The 17,138-nt window shown below is 61.8% G+C and carries 21 protein-coding genes and 2 riboswitches; of the genes, 15 read left to right on the top strand and 6 right to left on the bottom strand.

The annotated features are described in order from the left end of the window. Positions 1 to 3: 3 nt before the first annotated feature. The 3 genes from KKO72_RS15735 to serB all read left to right on the top strand — a co-directional run bounded on the left by KKO72_RS15735 (position 4) and on the right by serB (position 2,261). On the top strand, positions 4 to 768 hold the full coding sequence (locus KKO72_RS15735) for an NRDE family protein (protein ID WP_214940727.1): 765 nt from the start codon (positions 4 to 6) through the stop codon (positions 766 to 768). A gap of 67 nt (positions 769 to 835) precedes the next feature. After that, positions 836 to 1,453, top strand: a complete 618-nt coding sequence (locus tag KKO72_RS15730; protein ID WP_371736892.1) for an energy-coupling factor ABC transporter permease — start codon at positions 836 to 838, stop codon at positions 1,451 to 1,453. 94 nt (positions 1,454 to 1,547) lie between these two features. Continuing rightward, positions 1,548 to 2,261 carry a phosphoserine phosphatase SerB gene (serB, locus tag KKO72_RS15725; protein ID WP_214940723.1) on the top strand — a complete coding sequence of 238 codons (714 nt, stop codon included), beginning with the start codon at positions 1,548 to 1,550 and terminating at the stop codon, positions 2,259 to 2,261. Here the strand turns inward: serB and KKO72_RS15720 are convergent. Both KKO72_RS15720 and KKO72_RS15715 read right to left on the bottom strand, forming a co-directional pair. Further along, entirely contained in the window at positions 2,258 to 3,628 is a 1,371-nt protein-coding gene (locus KKO72_RS15720) for a TrpB-like pyridoxal phosphate-dependent enzyme (protein WP_214940720.1), read from the bottom strand. The genes serB and KKO72_RS15720 overlap by 4 nt on opposite strands. 97 nt (positions 3,629 to 3,725) lie before the next feature. Beyond that, complete coding sequence (locus KKO72_RS15715) at positions 3,726 to 4,763, bottom strand: PHB depolymerase family esterase (RefSeq protein ID WP_214940717.1); 1,038 nt, start codon at positions 4,761 to 4,763, stop codon at positions 3,726 to 3,728. Positions 4,764 to 4,935: 172 nt separating this feature from the next. Here KKO72_RS15715 and KKO72_RS15710 point away from each other — a divergent pair, with 172 nt between their 5' ends. From KKO72_RS15710 to KKO72_RS15675, 8 genes are all read left to right on the top strand, one after another. Continuing rightward, on the top strand, positions 4,936 to 5,454 hold the full coding sequence (locus KKO72_RS15710; protein WP_214940713.1) for a DUF4405 domain-containing protein: 519 nt from the start codon (positions 4,936 to 4,938) through the stop codon (positions 5,452 to 5,454). 107 nt (positions 5,455 to 5,561) lie between these two features. Beyond that, positions 5,562 to 5,891 (top strand): ferredoxin FdxA, encoded by a 330-nt coding sequence (fdxA, locus tag KKO72_RS15705; protein WP_078365727.1) that lies wholly within the window; start codon positions 5,562 to 5,564, stop codon positions 5,889 to 5,891. Positions 5,892 to 5,914: 23 nt separating this feature from the next. Continuing rightward, positions 5,915 to 6,961 carry an NAD(P)/FAD-dependent oxidoreductase gene (locus tag KKO72_RS15700; RefSeq protein WP_214940711.1) on the top strand — a complete coding sequence of 349 codons (1,047 nt, stop codon included), beginning with the start codon at positions 5,915 to 5,917 and terminating at the stop codon, positions 6,959 to 6,961. A 195-nt stretch (positions 6,962 to 7,156) separates the two neighbouring features. After that, a riboswitch (TPP riboswitch) is annotated at positions 7,157 to 7,265 on the top strand. Positions 7,266 to 7,342: 77 nt separating this feature from the next. Next, positions 7,343 to 8,653 (top strand): cytosine permease, encoded by a 1,311-nt coding sequence (locus KKO72_RS15695; RefSeq protein WP_214940703.1) that lies wholly within the window; start codon positions 7,343 to 7,345, stop codon positions 8,651 to 8,653. Next, positions 8,650 to 9,816: an FAD-dependent oxidoreductase gene (locus KKO72_RS15690; RefSeq protein ID WP_214940683.1), complete on the top strand. Its 1,167-nt coding sequence runs from the start codon at positions 8,650 to 8,652 to the stop codon at positions 9,814 to 9,816. Before KKO72_RS15695 ends, KKO72_RS15690 begins: the two co-directional genes overlap by 4 nt. After that, entirely contained in the window at positions 9,813 to 10,010 is a 198-nt protein-coding gene (gene thiS, locus KKO72_RS15685) for a sulfur carrier protein ThiS (protein ID WP_214940680.1), read from the top strand. Before KKO72_RS15690 ends, thiS begins: the two co-directional genes overlap by 4 nt. A gap of 18 nt (positions 10,011 to 10,028) precedes the next feature. Beyond that, positions 10,029 to 10,850 (top strand): thiazole synthase, encoded by an 822-nt coding sequence (locus KKO72_RS15680; protein ID WP_214940677.1) that lies wholly within the window; start codon positions 10,029 to 10,031, stop codon positions 10,848 to 10,850. A gap of 125 nt (positions 10,851 to 10,975) precedes the next feature. Then, positions 10,976 to 11,938, top strand: a complete 963-nt coding sequence (locus KKO72_RS15675) for a thiamine phosphate synthase (RefSeq protein ID WP_214940675.1) — start codon at positions 10,976 to 10,978, stop codon at positions 11,936 to 11,938. Positions 11,939 to 12,028: 90 nt separating this feature from the next. Here KKO72_RS15675 and thiD read toward each other — a convergent pair whose 3' ends face one another. The 3 genes from thiD to thiM all read right to left on the bottom strand — a co-directional run bounded on the left by thiD (position 12,029) and on the right by thiM (position 14,585). Continuing rightward, on the bottom strand, positions 12,029 to 12,985 hold the full coding sequence (gene thiD, locus KKO72_RS15670) for a bifunctional hydroxymethylpyrimidine kinase/phosphomethylpyrimidine kinase (protein ID WP_214940659.1): 957 nt from the start codon (positions 12,983 to 12,985) through the stop codon (positions 12,029 to 12,031). Between the two features lie 82 nt (positions 12,986 to 13,067). Further along, the gene (gene thiE / locus KKO72_RS15665; protein ID WP_251140704.1) at positions 13,068 to 13,733 is read right to left on the bottom strand and encodes a thiamine phosphate synthase; all 666 of its coding nucleotides are present in this window, start codon (positions 13,731 to 13,733) and stop codon (positions 13,068 to 13,070) included. Positions 13,734 to 13,736: 3 nt separating this feature from the next. After that, on the bottom strand, positions 13,737 to 14,585 hold the full coding sequence (gene thiM, locus KKO72_RS15660; RefSeq protein ID WP_214940657.1) for a hydroxyethylthiazole kinase: 849 nt from the start codon (positions 14,583 to 14,585) through the stop codon (positions 13,737 to 13,739). Positions 14,586 to 14,624: 39 nt separating this feature from the next. Beyond that, a riboswitch (TPP riboswitch) is annotated at positions 14,625 to 14,722 on the bottom strand. A 311-nt stretch (positions 14,723 to 15,033) separates the two neighbouring features. Here thiM and KKO72_RS15655 point away from each other — a divergent pair. The 4 genes from KKO72_RS15655 to KKO72_RS15640 all read left to right on the top strand — a co-directional run bounded on the left by KKO72_RS15655 (position 15,034) and on the right by KKO72_RS15640 (position 16,292). After that, positions 15,034 to 15,258 (top strand): hypothetical protein, encoded by a 225-nt coding sequence (locus KKO72_RS15655; protein WP_214940654.1) that lies wholly within the window; start codon positions 15,034 to 15,036, stop codon positions 15,256 to 15,258. 126 nt (positions 15,259 to 15,384) lie between these two features. Next, positions 15,385 to 15,615 carry a hypothetical protein gene (locus KKO72_RS15650; RefSeq protein WP_214940651.1) on the top strand — a complete coding sequence of 77 codons (231 nt, stop codon included), beginning with the start codon at positions 15,385 to 15,387 and terminating at the stop codon, positions 15,613 to 15,615. A 208-nt stretch (positions 15,616 to 15,823) separates the two neighbouring features. Next, positions 15,824 to 16,063, top strand: coding sequence for a DUF4160 domain-containing protein (locus tag KKO72_RS15645; protein ID WP_214940648.1), 240 nt, complete (start codon positions 15,824 to 15,826; stop codon positions 16,061 to 16,063). Next, positions 16,035 to 16,292 carry a DUF2442 domain-containing protein gene (locus tag KKO72_RS15640; RefSeq protein WP_214940631.1) on the top strand — a complete coding sequence of 86 codons (258 nt, stop codon included), beginning with the start codon at positions 16,035 to 16,037 and terminating at the stop codon, positions 16,290 to 16,292. The genes KKO72_RS15645 and KKO72_RS15640 overlap by 29 nt, the downstream gene beginning before the upstream one ends. A gap of 40 nt (positions 16,293 to 16,332) precedes the next feature. Here the strand turns inward: KKO72_RS15640 and dnaQ are convergent, their stop codons facing one another. Further along, positions 16,333 to 17,052, bottom strand: coding sequence for a DNA polymerase III subunit epsilon (gene dnaQ / locus KKO72_RS15635; protein ID WP_214940628.1), 720 nt, complete (start codon positions 17,050 to 17,052; stop codon positions 16,333 to 16,335). Positions 17,053 to 17,138 lie beyond the last annotated feature (86 nt).

The raw sequence follows: 17,138 nt of genomic DNA, 5'->3' as shown, positions 1-17,138 counted from the left end.
AAAATGTGCCTGATCGCCTGGCACTGGCAGCCTGACAGCCCCAACAAGCTGCTGCTGGTAGCCAACCGTGACGAGTTTTACGCCCGCCCCACTGCCGCGATGCGCTGGTGGGAAGACGCGGACATCCTGGCCGGGCGCGATCTACAAGCCGGTGGCACCTGGCTCGGGGTCAGCCGCTCTGGCCGACTGGCCGCGCTGACCAACCACCGCGACCCGACCCAACAACGCGCTGACGCCCCCTCACGTGGAGGACTCGTCAGCGCTTTTTTGCGCAGTGATCTCAGCGCCGAGGCTTATCTGAACGAACTGCGTTCACACGCCAACAACTACAACCCGTTCAACCTGCTGGTCTACGACGGCAGCCATTTGATGGGGCTGGAGAGCCGCCACGCCCGGGTGCTGGCCCTGCTGACAGGTATGGGCGCGGTGTCCAACGCCGATTTTCAGACACCCTGGCCCAAGCTGCACGGTTTGACCAAGGGCCTGCAACAACAACTCACACAAGGCCAGACCAACGACGCCGCATTGCTGGCACTTCTGCAAGACCGGCGCACCGCCGACGACGCCGATTTGCCCACCACCGGTGTGCCACTGCCGCTGGAGCGCGCCCTGTCCGCCGTTTTTGTGGCCCTGCCCGACTACGGCACGCGCGCTTGCAGTGTGGTGCGTCTGGGCGTTGACCACGTCGACTTCATCGAGCAAGGTTTTGACGCCAAGGGGCCACTGCAGGCACGACACCTGCGAGCGAAACTCGCACCCAGAGTCTGATAACAAATGTGGCTCCAGCCCTTATTCAATAAGCCCAAGTCGCTACAACGTCTGTAGTATGTCGGCCATATCCATCAACCTTGTCCTGTTGCTGCTGTGCCTGAGCGCTGCGCTGCTGCTGCGCCCATGGCAGCTGCTCAAAGGCGCCACCCGCTTGACACCAATGCTCGCGGCACTCACCTTGCTGCCCTGGTTGTGGGCATTACCCAGCCTGCACCAGATGCCGCTGCAGTTGCAGGGCTCGGGCGCCTGCCTGCTGGTGCTGATGCTCGGTTGGCCGTTGGCGGTGCCGGTCTTGTGTGCTGTGGGTGTGCTGGCCGCGCTGATCTCACCGATGGGCGGGGACACCGCGCTGGACCTGACCGTCTGGCTGGGCCTGGTGCCTGCCACGCTGGCCTTGGGTCTGGGCTTGGCCGTGCGCCGCTGGATCGGGCATCACCTGTTTGTCTACATTCTGGGCCGCGCGTTTCTGGGCACGGTGGTGTGTGTGTTTATCGCAGGTGTGCTGGGCCAGTGGGCGGGGCACATCCTGCCGGGTGTGGACAACGACCTGAGCCTGGTGGCGCATTGGCTCATTGCCTGGGGTGACGCGTTTTTGACCGGCCTGGTCACCGCGATCCTGGTCGCTTACAAACCCGATTGGCTGGCCACCTGGTCGGACCGGCTCTACCTGAAAAAGCCGTGACACACACGACGCTGCGGTTTTTCAAGGAAAATCGGTACCTAGCCCTTTGATACACGGCGCTGTTAGCTACTTTATTCATAGTATTTTCCATTCCATGACCTCCACCGAATTTGCTCCCGGCCTGCGCATCGCAGGTATCACACCGCCGCTGCGCCTGTCTGACTACAAGCTCATTGCTTTTGACATGGACTCGACCCTGATCAACATCGAGTGTGTGGACGAAATCGCCGACGCAGTGGGCCGCAAGGCTGAGGTGGCGGCCATCACCGAGGCCGCGATGCAAGGCCACATCAGCGACTACAAGGAAAGCCTGCGCCAGCGTGTGGCCCTGCTCAAGGGGGTGACGCTGGCGCAGATGGACCAGATTTACCAGGAGCGTCTTCGCCTGAACCCCGGCGCGGCCGAGCTGGTGGCCGCCTGCAAGGCCGCCGGGCTCAAGGTGCTGCTGGTCTCAGGCGGCTTCACCCATTTCACCGACCGCATCCGTGACCGCCTGGGCATCGACTTCACACGTGCCAACCAGTTGGAGGTGGCCGATGGTGCCCTCACCGGTCGCATGGTGGACCAGGCCTGGGGCGACATCTGCGACGGCGCCGAAAAACGCACCATGCTGTTGCACACCTGCGCCCAGCTCGGGATCGACCCGAGTCAGGCGATTGCCATGGGCGACGGTGCCAACGACCTGCCGATGATGGGTGTGGCCGGCCTGTCGGTGGCTTACCACGCCAAACCCGCCGTGCGGGAGCAGGCCAAGGTCTCGATCGAATCCGGCGGGTTGGATAGGCTGCTGGAGCTGATGCAGGCTTAAGCGGGTTCGGGCACGCTGGGCAAACCGGCCAGCGCCATCGCCAGCTCGGCCTCGTCGTAACTCTCGTCGCTGAGTTGCCCGGCAAAATACTTCTGGTAGGACGCCATGTCAAAGTGGCCATGGCCCGAGAGGCAAAACAAAATCGTCTCGGCCTTGCCTTCGCGCTTGCAGCGCAGGGCCTCCACAATGGCGCCGCGCACCGCGTGGTTGGCCTCGGGCGCCGGCACAATGCCTTCGGTGCGGGCAAACAACACCCCGGCCTCAAAACACTCCACCTGTTTGTAGGCCACCGCTTCAAGCAGACCCAGCTCCTTGGCGTGCGACACCATCGGTGCCATGCCGTGGTAACGCAGACCACCCGCGTGGAAACCCGGCGGGGTGAACTGGCTGCCCAGGGTGTGCATCTTGGTCAGCGGTGTCATACCGGCGGTGTCGCCAAAGTCATAGGCGTATTTACCACGTGTGAGCGACGGGCAAGCGGCCGGCTCCACCGCCACGATGCGGGGTTTGGGGCCACCGCGCAGGCCATGGCCAATGAACGGAAAAACCATACCGGCAAAGTTGGAGCCGCCGCCGGTGCAGCCCACCACCACATCGGGCCAGGTGTCGGCCATCTCCATCTGCTGCATGGCTTCCAGACCAATGACGGTCTGGTGCAACAACACATGGTTGAGCACCGAACCGAGCGCGTATTTGGTGTCGTCACGCTGCACCGCCAGTTCCACCGCCTCCGAGATCGCAATACCCAGGCTGCCACGGTGGTCGGGGTGTTTGGCCAACACCGAGCGGCCGTATTCGGTCTCAATCGACGGTGAGGCCACGCAGCGCGCGCCATAGGTTTCCATCATGGCGCGGCGATAGGGTTTTTGGTCATACGACACGCGCACCTGGAACACCTCGACCTGCAGCCCATAGTGCCCACCCGCAAACGCCAGCGAGGTGCCCCACTGCCCGGCGCCGGTTTCGGTCACCAGACGTTTGACCCCGGCCTCCTTGTTGAAGAAGGCCTGAGGCACGGCGGTGTTGGGTTTGTGGCTGCCCGCCGGGCTCACACCTTCGTACTTGTAATAAATTTTGGCGCAGGTGCCCAGGGCTTTTTCGAGCCCATGGGCGCGGTACAGCGGCGCCGGGCGCCACAGGCGGTACACATCACGCACCGGTTCGGGGATCTCGACCTCTCGCTCGGTGCTGACCTCTTGCAAGATCAGCGACATCGGAAACAGCGGCGCCAAGTCGTCCGGACCCACCGGCTGCATCGTGCCGGGGTGCAGCACCACAGGCAGCGGCTTGGGCAGATCCGCCTGCAGGTTGTACCAGGCCTTGGGCATCTGGTCTTCGTTGAGGAGAAACTTGGTCTGCTTGCTCATGACGGGTCCTTCAGGTTCAGAGAGTGACAAAAAGGCGCTGGACAACAGGGTCCGAATCGCACAAATTGTGCACCAGCCTGGGGCAGAAACCCTTGACTCAAAGGGGTTGTCGGTTGAAAAAGTCCCACATCACATCATTGGCAGACAAGGCTTGCGACGGTGGCTCTGTACCACGTGGCTTGTGACCTCCAGGCCAGGAATGCCCACCGGTGTTGGTCACACACAGCTGCACCTGTGCGCCACCCTGGCACGGTGCATAAGACTCACACAGGGCACCGGCCTGCTCCAGCATCCGCTTGGGTGGCAGGCTGCAGCCATTGAGCTCGGTCCACTTGGCCACCGTGTTGGGCACCGAGCTGTAGTCGGCTTCGGCTGACTTGTTGACTGCAGCCGGCCCGGCACCGCCATGGAACAACACATGGCCATCGTCTCGGGCATGGATGTGCAACACCGACACCGGCTTGCCCGGCTGGCACACACGGGTGTTGTCGGTGCCCGCCACAGCGGCAATCGCGCTGAACACATCGGACGCCTCACAGGCCAGGCGGTAGGCCATCATGGCACCGTTGGACATGCCGGTGGCGTACACCCGGCGTGGATTGATCGGCAGCTGGGCGCTGATCTGGCTGACCATCTGGCGGATGAAACCGACATCGTCCACCTGCCCGTCACGGGCCGCACCGCAGCAGTTGCCAGCGTTCCAGGTCGCCAGTTTGCCCCCCGCAAACCGGCTGTAGCCGTTGGGGAACGCCACCACAAAACCTTCACGTTCAGACGCACTGATCAGCCCGTAACGGCTGTCGTCCGCCTGGAAGTCCATGTTGCCACCACCACCATGCATCGCCACCAGCAGCGGCACTGGTTGGCCAACCAGGCCACGTTGGGGCACATGCACCAGGTAACTGCGCGACAGGCCGTGATGCACCAGGCTCAGGCGGTAGTCACCCGGCTGGGTGATGGTGGTCGGGCTGGGCTGCGCGGGGGCACGCTCGGCCTGGCGTTGCTGCAGCCGCTCTTTGAGGCGCTGGCGTAGCGGGCCGTCCTGTGCCACGGCGGATGAGGACAACAACACACTGGTACACAGCAACCAGAACATCCGCTTGAGCGGCGACAGCTTGGGCGGGCAGCAAGACATGGGCAAACCTCCACAGCGGCATAAAAGCCGCATTCTGCCCATCACCTGCTGACAGATGGCCCTGTTTTGAGCGGCTTTACCGCAGGTTCACACGCACTTGATGCAACTTCAAACCCGGCTTGGACAATCCTTCCCAAGCCCTCTTGACCCCATCTACACACAAGGAAACATCATGACTCTGAACGCACAACGCCCCTGGATCACCCCGCTGGTGACCGGCATTTTTCTGCTCATGGCTGTCACGGGCAGCCTGATGTTTTTCCACGCCGACAGCGGCCTCAACAAAACCGCGCACGAATGGCTGGGTTGGGCCATGGTGGTGGGTGTGCTGTTGCACGTGGCGCTGAACATCAATGCCTTCAAGCGGCACCTGGCCAACACCACTGGCCGCTGGGTGCTGGGCGCCAGTGCCCTGCTACTGGCCCTGAGTTTTGTGCCGCTAGGTGGCGCAACCGGTGGCAAACCGCCCTTTGTGGCGCCGGTGCAGGCCCTGGCCAGAAGCTCCTTGAGCACCGTGGCCGACGTGGCGGGCATCCCTGTGACCGAGCTGCGCGCCCGCCTGACGGCCGCCGGTGTGGCCAGCCAGAGCGACGAACAAAGCATCCAGGACCTGGTGGGCAAGGACATGGGTCAGCAGATGCGCACGCTGGGCCAGGTGTTCGCCAGCAACACCAACGGGGCCGCACGTTGACTTGATACATCTCAATGTGTCTTGGCGGCATAACTTCTATGCTTGCGGCAGGCCTTGCGCAAGCATTTAAAATCCCGTCCTTTTAATACAACCGTAGACCACTCAACATGACCCATGTCGTCACCGAAGCCTGTATCAAGTGCAAATACACCGATTGCGTCGACGTGTGCCCCGTGGACTGTTTCCGCGAAGGCCCGAACTTTTTGACGATCGACCCGGACGAGTGCATCGACTGTGCTGTCTGTATCCCGGAATGCCCAGCCAACGCCATCTACGCCGAAGAAGATGTGCCCAAAGACCAGCGCCACATGACCCAGCTCAACGCTGAGCTGGCGCAATTGCCCAGCTGGAAAACCATCACCAAGCGCAAGGCACCGCTGCCTGACGCTGACGATTGGAAAAACAAAACCGGCAAGCTCTCCGAGCTGCAACGCTGATTCTTCACGTCTGACACCACACCGTGATCCAAACCGACGCACTGGTCATCGGGGCTGGGCCAGTCGGTTTGTTCACGGTGTTTCAACTGGGGCTGCAAGGCATCCAGGCCCAGGTGGTGGACGTGCTCGACGCGCCGGGTGGCCAATGCGCCGCGCTGTACCCGGACAAACCCATTTACGACATCCCCGGCGTGCCGGTGTGCAGCGGGCGTGAGCTGACGCAGAATCTGCTGCGGCAAATCGCACCTTTTTCACCCGGTTATCACTGGGACCAGCTGGTCAGCTCGCTGACGCCACAGGCCGATGGCCGCTGGCTGGTGAGCACCGAACGCAACCATCAACCTTGCCAGCAGTTCCTGGCGCGCACCGTGGTGGTGGCAGCCGGTGTGGGTGCGTTTGTGCCCAAAGAACTCAAGCTCGATGGCCTGGGCGCGTTTCTGGGCCAGCAGTTGTTCTACAAATCACCGCCGCCCGAGCTGGTCAGCGGCAAAGACATCGTGATAGTGGGTGGTGAAGACGAGGCCGTGGCCCAGGCTGTCCGTCTGGCCCAAGCTGGCCAGGTCCGCAGCATCACCCTGGTCTACCGGCGTGAGGTCTTGCAGGCCAGCGAAGCCGCCCTGGCTGAATTTGCCGCATTACGCGATGCCGGTCGCATCCACTTTCAAGCCGGGCAAATCACCGGTATCCAGACGAACGACCAGCGACTCACCGGTGTGACGGTCAGCACCCCACAAGACCAAACCCTGAACCTGCCGCTGGACCTGTTGCTGGTGTTCCAGGGCATCAGCCCCAAGCTGGGCCCGGTGGCGCAGTGGGGTCTGGCCATGGAACGCAAACAGCTCACAGTGGACACCGCCACCTTTGCCACCAGCGCACCGGGGATTTTTGCGGTAGGAGATGTGATCACCTACCCCGGCAAAAAGAAGCTGATCGTCTGCGGTTTCCATGAGGCCACCTTGGCCGCGTTTGGAGCGGCCGCGCTGGTCCACCCGGAGGCCTCGACAGTACTGCAGTACACCACCAGCAGCGCGCTGTTGCAGCAGCGGCTTGGGGTTTTGCCAAGACCCTGAAAACGGTTCGGGCCTCACCCAGCTGGATGCCTAACACCCTGGAGCCAACGCAGCGGTGGTTGGCCAGATTTATCACTTTTGATAGCTATCTACCCACATACCATAAGGTCCAGAGGCCAATTTGGCATCCAACATGTGATGTCAGCCTGGTGCAGGGTCACGCAGGCTAGAATCCGCCACGCGCCAGTCACCTGGTGCACACGCTAGGGGTGTTGGCCCGCAGTACACGCTGTGGGCCGACTGAGAGAGTCCCTTTGAACCTGATTGAGGTAATCCTCGCGCAGGGAAGCTGGTCCAAGCACGGGGGTTGCCGCCTTCTCAGACAACGTCTACCCGTCACGATCGACGCTGACCTGCCAACTTTTTGCATGGAGCAAACGGATGGCAAACAAACCTATTTCACCCAACCCGGCGTCGAATTCGGCGCTCTCACCCATCGCCGCCAGCGAGCGGGTTTTCAGCTGGCGCGACCACACCGCCCTGTGGTTCAGCCTGGGTGTGGGCCTGCTGGTGATGCAGATCGGCGCCTACCTGGTGCCTGCCGTGGGCAGCCGCGACGCAGCGGTGGCCATTGTGTTGGGCTCGCTGGTCGGTGCCGGCCTGCTGGCCTGGACCGCACGGCTGGGCTGCACCACCGGCCTGTCGAGTGCGGGCCTGATGCACGCCAGCTTTGGCAGCCACTTTGCACGCCTGCCGGTGCTCTTGAACATGGTGCAACTGATCGGCTGGACCACGTTTGAGCTGGTGATCATGCGCGACGGTACCCGCGCGATCAGCCTGCAGTCTTTTGGGCTGGACCTGGGTGACACCTCAGGCCTGCTTGTCAGCACCCTGCTCTGGGGCGGCGTGCTGGTAGCGCTGCTGGCGGGTTCCATGACCCGTCTGGTGCGCCAACTCATCAGCCGCATCGCCCTGCCGCTGGTGATTGCCTCGCTGCTGTGGCTGACCTGGCAATTTGGCAGCCAATTACAAGCACAAGGCTTGGCAGCGTTTTGGGCACGCCAAGGGGATGGCAGCATGGGCCTGCTCTCCGCGATGGACCTGGTGATTGCGATGCCGGTGTCCTGGTTGCCGCTGGTGGCCGACTACGCGCGCCACGGCAAAAACGGCCGCAGTGCGATGAGTGGCACCTGGCTCGGTTACGCGCTGGCCAATATCTGGTGTTACGCCCTGGGGGTGATGGTGGTGAGTGTGGCGCAGCCGGGCACCGACCTGGTCACCGCGCTGCTGCTGGCACAAGGTGGTTTGTTGGCCTTGAGCCTGATTCTGGTGGACGAAATCGACAACGCGTATGGCGACGTGTATTCCGCTTCGGTATCGGGCCAGAGCCTGCGCGGCAGCTGGAGCATCCGCCAATGGGGCCTGGTGCTGGCGGTGCTGTGTACCGCACTGGCGCTGGTGTTGCCGATGCACAGTCTGGAGCCGTTTTTGCTGTTGCTCAGCTCGGTGTTTGTGCCGCTGTATGGGGTGATTCTGGGGCGGCTAGCGCTGAGTTCACCCAGCCTGGCCGTCTCCAACAAAGCCGTGGACTGGATGGCCGCAGGCCTATGGCTGCTGGGCATCACTTGTTATCACCTGTTGGCCAACTACGCGCCGCAGTGGGGTTCTGCCCTGCCCACGCTGGCCCTGACCTTCACACTGGCCTGGCTGACACGCCCCACGACCGCTGCCTTGCGTGAGGTGCACGCATGAACATCACGATTTTAGGTGCCGGCCTGATGGGTCGGCTGCTGGCGTGTTCCCTGGCACGCGCAGGCCACACACTGACGGTGTTTGAAGAACGGGCGGCCGATTCGCGCGGTGCGGCAGCCTTTGCCGCTGCCGCCATGCTGGCGCCACTGGCCGAGTCGGCGGTAGCCGAGGACGAGGTGGTGCGCCTGGGCCAACACAGCTTGAGACGCTGGCCCGAGCTGATCGCCGCCCTCGACACCCCGGTGTTTTTCCAACGCGAAGGCACACTGGTGGTCTGGCACCGGCAGGACGCACCCGATGCCCAACGTTTTGGCCGGCTGCTGGCCGCCACCGGCGCACGCCTGCCCGAGCTGCCGCAGCCACAAACGCTGGACTCAGCTGCGCTAGAGTCGCTGGAGCCCGGCATGGGCGCCCGTTTTGCCCACGGCCTGTACCTGCCCGGTGAAGGCCAGCTCGACAACCACCAGCTGATGGACGCGCTGCTATTTCAGATGCTGCGCCTGGGGGTGGACTTGCACTGGGCCAGCCCGCGTAGCCCGCTGGACTTTGAACCAGGCCAGGTTGATCAGCCCGACTGGTTGCTCGATTGCCGTGGCCTGGGGGCGCAGCCGCAGTGGCCTGAGTTACGCGGTGTGCGTGGCGAAATCGTCACTTTGCACGCGCCCCAGGTACGCCTGTCGCGCCCGACCCGGCTGATCCACCCGCGTTACCCAATCTACATCGCCCCTAAACAAGAGGGCTACTTTCTGGTGGGCGCCACCGAGATCGAGTCGGACGATACCTCACCGATGAGTCTGCGATCAGCACTCGAGCTGCTCAGCGCCGCCTACACCGTGGACAGCGGTTTCGGCGAGGCCCGCATCATCGAGCTGGTAGCGCAGTGCCGCCCCGCCCTGCCGAACAACCTGCCCACCGTGCGCTGGCTTGGCGGACGTTGTTTGCAGGTCAACGGTTTGTACCGCCACGGTTATTTGATCGCACCCGCAATGCACGACGTGGTGCTGGAGCTGATGGCCAGCGGCAGCTCGCCCTTGGCACAAGGCCTGGGTCTAACCGGTTTGATCCAAACCAGTACACCCTCACCCCTGCCCTCTCCCGAGGCGGGAGAGGGTGATAACAGTCGCGGCGCGATGCTCTCGGCCTGCCTGGAGGCCGCGCCATGAAGGTGTTCCTCAACCAACAAGCGTGTGAATTACCCGCCGGTGCCACGCTGGCCCAGGCGGTAGCAAACAGCCAGCTGACACCGCCTTTTGCGGCCGCGCTGAACCGGCAGTTTGTGCCCAACACCCAGTATGCACAGACCCCGCTGCAAGAGGGTGACCAGATCGAATTGATCGCCCCGGTGGTGGGCGGCTAAACCCACACAGTTAAACCCATGAACACAGATCACATCTCCCCTGACACTCCACCGAGCGACCCGCTGGTTTTGTACGGCGAGTCCTTCACCAGCCGCCTGATGCTGGGCACCGCGCGTTACCCCTCTCCCGGCATCCTGCAGGCGGCGGTGCAACGCGCCCAACCCGCGATGTTGACCGCCTCACTGCGTCGGCAAAACCTGGACAGCAGCCAAAGCCCCAACCGCTTCTGGCAACTGCTGGCCGAGCTCGGTGTGCCGGTGTTGCCCAACACCGCCGGTTGCCACACGGTGGCCGAGCTGATCACCACCGCGCAGATGGCGCGTGAGGTGTTTAACACGCCCTGGCTCAAGCTTGAACTCATTGGTGACGACTACACGCTGCAGCCCGACACCCTGAACATGGTGGACGCCGCCCGCCAGCTGATCAACGACGGCTTCAAGGTGCTGCCCTACTGCACCGACGACCTGGTGTTGTGCCAGCGGCTGGTGGACGTGGGTTGCCAGGCGCTGATGCCCTGGGCCGCGCCGATTGGCACCGGCAAAGGCCCGATCAACCCATACGCCTTGCAGACCCTGCGCGCACGCCTGCAGGTGCCAATGATTGTGGACGCGGGCCTGGGTCGACCATCCCACGCGGCGCAGGTGATGGAATGGGGCTTTGACGGCGTCTTGCTCAACACCGCCGTGGCGCTGGCCAACGACCCGGTGCGTATGGCCGCGGCCTTTGCCGCCGCCACCCAGGCCGGGCGTGATGCTTTTCTGGCGGGCACCATGGCCGAGAAAGCGTCCGCCGAGCCCAGCACACCGGTGCTAGGCATACCGTTCTGGCACCAGGCCTGATGCCATTTCTAACTCACCCGTGTCGTTGTTGCTCCGCCTTGTCGTGCGTCAGCACTGCCTACGGCTTCGCGCCTAGACACGAGTGATTTGGAAACGGAATACACACCGCCCAACCCATCCCCTCCATGAACACCACCACGAGCCACCTGGCGCAAGCCATTCTCAGCGCCCATGCCGCGCTGGCACTTGGCGCCCTCAAAACTTCCAAGTCTTTTGAGCCTCCAGCCCTTATTCATCAAGGGCCAACAGCTATCAAAAATGAGGCAGATGCTGAGGTCTATCAGGCCGCCCACCAAGCCTGCCTAGCGCTGGACTTTGACGAGGCCGACGCCGATGTGATTGCCAGCGCCTGGCAAGCCCAAACCCAACGCACCGGCCAGTTTGACGCCACCCAGTGGCCCACCGAGCCCGAGGACTTTGGCCTGCGCCACCGGACGGACACCGAGGCATTTGCCCCCTGCCCCCAGCAGCTGGGCCTGTACGCGGTGTTGCCTGATGCGGCCTGGGTCGGGCGTTTGGCACGCGCCGGCGTGCCCACGGTGCAGCTGCGTTTTAAATCCGACGACGCGCAGGCCATCCGCCAGGAGGTGCAAGCGGCGGTTGAGGCGGTGCGCGGCACCAATGCGCTGCTGTTCATCAACGACCATTGGCAAGCCGCCATCGAGGCCGGGGCGTATGGCGTTCACCTGGGGCAGGAAGACCTGGACAGCCTGAGCGAGGCCGACCTGGGCGCCATCCGCCGCGCCGGGTTGCGCCTGGGCATCAGCAGCCACGGTTATGCCGAGATGCTGCGCGCTGCCCACTGTGGCCCCAGCTACATCGCGATGGGCGCGGTGTTTGCCACCACCCTCAAACGCATGGCCACCCCACCGCAAGGTCTGGCGCGTTTGCAGGTCTACAGCCGCCTGCTGCGCCACTACCCCACCGTGGCCATTGGCGGCATCGACCTGGAGCGCCTGGGCTCCGTGCTGGCGTGTGGGGTCGGGTCTGTGGGCGTGGTGCGAGCGTTGGTGGCGGCAGACCAGCCAGAGGCGGCGGCAAATGCATTGCTGGCGCGGATGGAACAAGTCGGTCCGCCAGCCTATTGATCTGGCCTCATCAAGTCAGAACCATTCGCCCTGAGCCTGAACGGCACTGACAACAGCCGCAGGATGGCGCAATCGCCAATGGCCGCCTTGTTAGTGCTCGTTGGGCCGCGCAAGGTCGCGTAAGCGCGGAGTCTCACAAGCAAGACCTTCCGTGTCTGGCATCACCAGCAAATCGGCAATCTTTGCGTGTGGTGCAGGCGAACTCTCTGAGCACGGATTGACCCGCATCACCACCGGCGCAAAGCCGTGGTTCAGCGGGCCGCTGCCCTGGCCGGTTTTGACGGTGGCCCCGGCTGCCATGGCTTGGCGCACAAATTCTCTGGCCTGTTGCACCGCGTCTGGCAGGGTGTGGCCCAGGGCCAGATGGGCGGCCACGGCGCTCGACAAGGTGCAGCCGGTGCCGTGGGTGTTGGGGCTGTGGATGCGTGGGCCGTGCATCCAAATCGGCTCGGTACCGGATACCAGCAGCAGGTCCACCACCTCTTCCCCGGGCAAATGCCCGCCCTTGAGCAACACCGCCCGCGCGCCCTGGCCCAGCAGCAGCTGGGCAGCGGGCAACATGTCTTGCACGCTGCTGAGCGGTTTGCCCACCAGCAAACCGGCCTCGTCCAGGTTGGGAGTGATCAGCGCCACCCGGGCAAACAGCTCGGCCACCAGCACATGGATGGCCTCCGCGTCGATCAGCACCGCGCCACTGGTGGCCACCATCACCGGGTCAAACACCACATGCGGCGGTTGGTGCTTGTCCAACGCCTGGGCCACGGTGCGCACAATGTCGGGCGCGTGCAACATGCCGATCTTGACCGCGTCCACGCCAATGTCTTCGATCACCGCGTCGATCTGGTCGCGCAGTATCTCGGGCGGCACACCGTGGATGCTGCGCACCCCACAGGTGTTTTGTGCGGTGAGTGCAGTGATCGCCGTCATGCCAAAACAACCCAAGGCGGCAAAGGTCTTCAAATCCGCCTGGATGCCCGCGCCGCCGCCGCTGTCCGATCCGGCAATCGACAAGACATGGGGGTAACGCTGATTGAGTTCAAAAGTCATAACAAACTGTCCTTATGCCATCAGGGCTAGAGGCCAAAAAGGCTTGAAAAAAGTTGGGAAAACCGGGCGCTGACAAATGCCTTCAAAACAGCGCCCGAAAAGCCCGCGCCGCCGCTGCCGGGTCGTCCGCCGAACACAAGGCACTGACCACCGCCAGACCGTTTGCCCCAGCTTCCAGCACCTCAGCCGCATTGCTCAGATGGATGCCACCAATGGCCACCAGCGGCAGATCGGTCACAGCCCGCACGGCAGACAAACCAGCCAGCCCCCAAGGCGACGCGGTGTCTGTTTTGGTGGGGGTGGGGAACACCGGGCTGACACCCAAATAGTCCACCGGCCAACTGGCCGCGCGATGCACATCGTCCAGCGTTTCGACCGACAGGCCAATGAACACCTGCGTTGGCAGCAGCTGGCGCGCCAACCCCACCGGCATGTCCGACTGGCCCAGGTGCACACCCTGCGCACCACAGGCCAGCGCCACGTCGATGCGGTCATTGATCACCAGCGGTACACCCAGCGGCGTCAACAAATCGTTGAGCGCACAGGCCAGCGCCACAAAGTCGCGCGTGTTGCTGGTTTTTTCACGCAGCTGCACACAAGTGGCACCGCCCTGCACCGCCGCCATCACCACGTCCGTCAGGCTTCGACCCCGCAGCGCCTGCTGGTCGGTCACCAGATACAACCGCACCAGATCGGCCACCGCTGCCCGGTTTGGGCGCGCCATATCACTCACAAAATCGGAGTGCATGGCTCAGGCAGTGATTGGGCCAGAGGCCATTTTGAGCACAGACTCAAAGGTCACCCGGTCCAGCAGCTGCAACTGGTCCAGCAAAGCAATTTGCAAGCTGCCCACACCCAAACCTTGGGCCTGCACTTGCTGTGTAGCCACCTGCCCCACCACACCCAGATACGCCATGGCCGAGACCGTGGCGCGCCAGGCATCGGGCTGCACCGCACAAAACGCCCCCACCAAAGCGGTGGCCGAACAACCCACGCCAGTGATACGCGTCATCCACTCATGGCCGTTGGACAGGCTGATGTGGCGGCCGCTGGCGTCCAGCACATAATCCACCTCACCACTGACACACACCACACCGCCGGTGCTAGCAGCCAAGTCACGTGCGGCTTGCAGCGCGTCGCTGACGGCAGCGCCGCTGTCCACCCCACGCGTCTGCACCGCCACACCCGCCACACTCATGATCTCGGACGCATTGCCACGAATCACCGACGGGCTGGCCTGGGCCAGCAGGGCTGCAATGCTCTGGTTACGATAGCTGGTAGCCCCCGCACCCACTGGGTCCAGCACAGTTTTGATGCCACGTTGGGCGGCAATGGCCAGCGCCTGGCGCATGCTCTCGATCCAATAGGGCTCCAAGGTGCCGATGTTGAGCACCAGCGCCTGCGCGATGGCCGCCATGTCACGCACTTCTTCGTGCGCGTGCGCCATCACCGGTGAGGCGCCCATGGCCAGAAGGAAGTTGGCGTTGTAGTTCATCACCACCAAGTTGGTGATGGCGTGCACCAGCGGGCGCTGTGTGCGCACCGCGAGCACGTCAGCCCAGATGTCAGAAGGTGTTAAAGCGTTGGAAGAAGTCGTCATGGCCGTTACAGGTTAAAGACCCGAAGTCGCACGACGCTAAGCAAGTTTTTGACGCTTTCCTACGCTGGCACGACCCAGATCAGGTTCTAAGAGTATTTCTCAGCCACCCCAACCGGGCGGCACCTCTAGCGGGGGAGATTATGACGGATGCGTGGAACCATTCGACAGATGACCGGCTTCATTGGCACAGTTGCAACCATTAAGCGAGATCCCCCATTTGGGGGATAGCCAAACGGAGTGAAGCAACTGAAAATACGCGATATGGTTATTCCAACCAATCCTCAATATTCTGAATATTTTCTTTTTTTAACACAGAAAATTTTTCAAATGAAATCAAGAAACCATACACAAATTTCCCGTGAAATAAATAGCAAGAAAAACTTAAATTGAGCTCTTGATCTCAATTGGGAACGAATTATCAATCGTCGCAATCATTGAAGGAATATAAATGCAATTTTCTGTTTTGGATCTCAAGAGCATCGCCACTTCCGGCGGTGGAATGATCTTGGACGCTAGGTCATTCTCGACATTGGACCTAAAGAGCATCGCCGCCTCCGCATCTGGTCAAAAAGCACAAATATTTTTAAAAAATTTGCAAGGAAAATCTGCGTTAGATCTGAAAAGCATTGCGGCATCTGGAGGTGGATGCGTGGTTTTCGATTTCACGCAATAGCGCCTAGTCAAGCAGACATCAGTAAGTTCTGGAAGTTAGTGTCCACCGTGCTTCGTAATTTAGCGTTGTTTACAACGAGCGCAAGGGTCTCAACCGCATCACTACTTAACCTAGAGGAAGGGAATCATGAAGGCTTACAAAGACATCAACGGTGACTCAGGAGTTTCTGCTTACGAATACGGTGACGACTGGATTCGTGTTCAGTTCAAGTATGGAGGCACCTACGAGTATCGATCTGCGACTATTGGTTCAGCCCATCTGTCCACGATGAAACGTTTGGCTGACTCGGGTGATGGCCTCAATGCCTACATTAACACTCATCCCGACGTAAAAAAGGGTTACTCATCAAAGTCGTAAATGTGCGATTACCTGCTGCTAGCAAGGCGGAGTAACTGATGGCTTAGCTGCAGCTGTTTTTTGTGTTTACGCACAAAATTTGACAATCAAAATGGCATCTGGCGCACAGGGCTGCGAGTGAGTGGCGCCTGCCGGGGTCCAGTGCCGTGACCATGACCAGAGTGTTGGTCATGGGCTTGCTGGCGTGAAAGTTGGTTAAAGTACCTGCATGGCACCCACCATTGTTCGCGACGGTCAGTTTCGCCTCTTCTTCTTTTCTCGTGAGGAGACGCGTATCCATGTCCATGTTGCACACGCTGACGGTGAGGCCAAGTTCTGGCTGACACCGGAGGTGGTTTTGGCCAACCATACGGGCCTTTCCGCTATGCAAATTCGCCAAGCGCAAGCCGTTGTGACGGCGCACTTCAAGGAGATTCAAGATGCCTGGAACCACCACTTTGGCGGCTGAAGTCACCCACATCTCGAAACATGGGTTTTGGCTGCTGCTGGCGGACGAAGAGTTGCTTGTGCCGTTTGACCAGTTTCCCTGGTTTCGACAAGGCACGGTTGCGCAAATATCAAACGTTCAGTGGCCGAGTCCAGATCATCTTTATTGGCCAGGTTTAGACATTGATTTGTCGGTGCAGTCGATACGGAATCCGGCTGCGTTTCCGCTGGTCTCGGGTGTGGCTGGCTAAGCGCTTACTCGGCACAAACACGCAGCCACGGGCCGCTGCATCACTCTGCTGCCACCGGCTCCAACACCCGCCAAACCGTTTTCCCCTTGCTGTCCTTGTCGATCTGTTTCAGCACGGTTTCGTGGGCGGCCAGTTCCTGTTCGTTGGCGCTCAGCACCGGCAGGTTAAACACCCGCAGGTCCATCAGAGGCGCGCCGTTGCCGGACGCCTCGTTGGCCGAGCTGTCGTCCATCAGCAGCACGTCCTGACCGCGGGTCAGGTTGATGAACACGTCGGCCAGCAGTTCAGCGTCCAGCAGCGCGCCGTGCAAGGTGCGGCCCGAGTTGTCGACCTCCAACCGGTCACACAGGGCGTCGAGTGAGTTGCGTTTGCCCGGGTACAGCTCCTTGGCCATGACCAGGGTGTCGGTCACGCTGGCGACAATCTCGCGCACCTTGGGGTGGCCGAGCTTGCCAAACTCCATGTCCAGAAAACCCAGGTCAAACGGCGCGTTGTGGATGATCACCTCGGCACCAGTTAGGTAAGCCAGCAGGTCGTCGGCAATCTGCTCGAACTTGGGTTTGTCTTTGAGGAACTCGGTGGTGATGCCGTGCACCTTGAGCGCTTCTTCGTGGCTGTCACGCCCCGGGTTCACATAGATGTGGCGGTTGTTGCCGGTGAGTTTGCGGTTGACCATCTCCACACAGCCGATTTCGATGATGCGGTCGCCGTTGTCGGCAGACAGGCCAGTGGTTTCGGTGTCAAGGAAGATTTGGCGCATAGGTTCGGATCAAAAAAAGGAGTCTAACCAGACGGCGACTAGCAACGCGCGTTGGGTGTCTGACGAAGCGACATAAAGGAGGAGGC

The sequence above is a fragment of the Rhodoferax sp. U11-2br genome (assembly GCF_018619435.1).
Classification (GTDB): domain Bacteria; phylum Pseudomonadota; class Gammaproteobacteria; order Burkholderiales; family Burkholderiaceae_C; genus Rhodoferax.
Note: the sequence above shows the minus strand (reverse complement) of the source record. Positions and strands in the feature narration are given on the sequence as shown.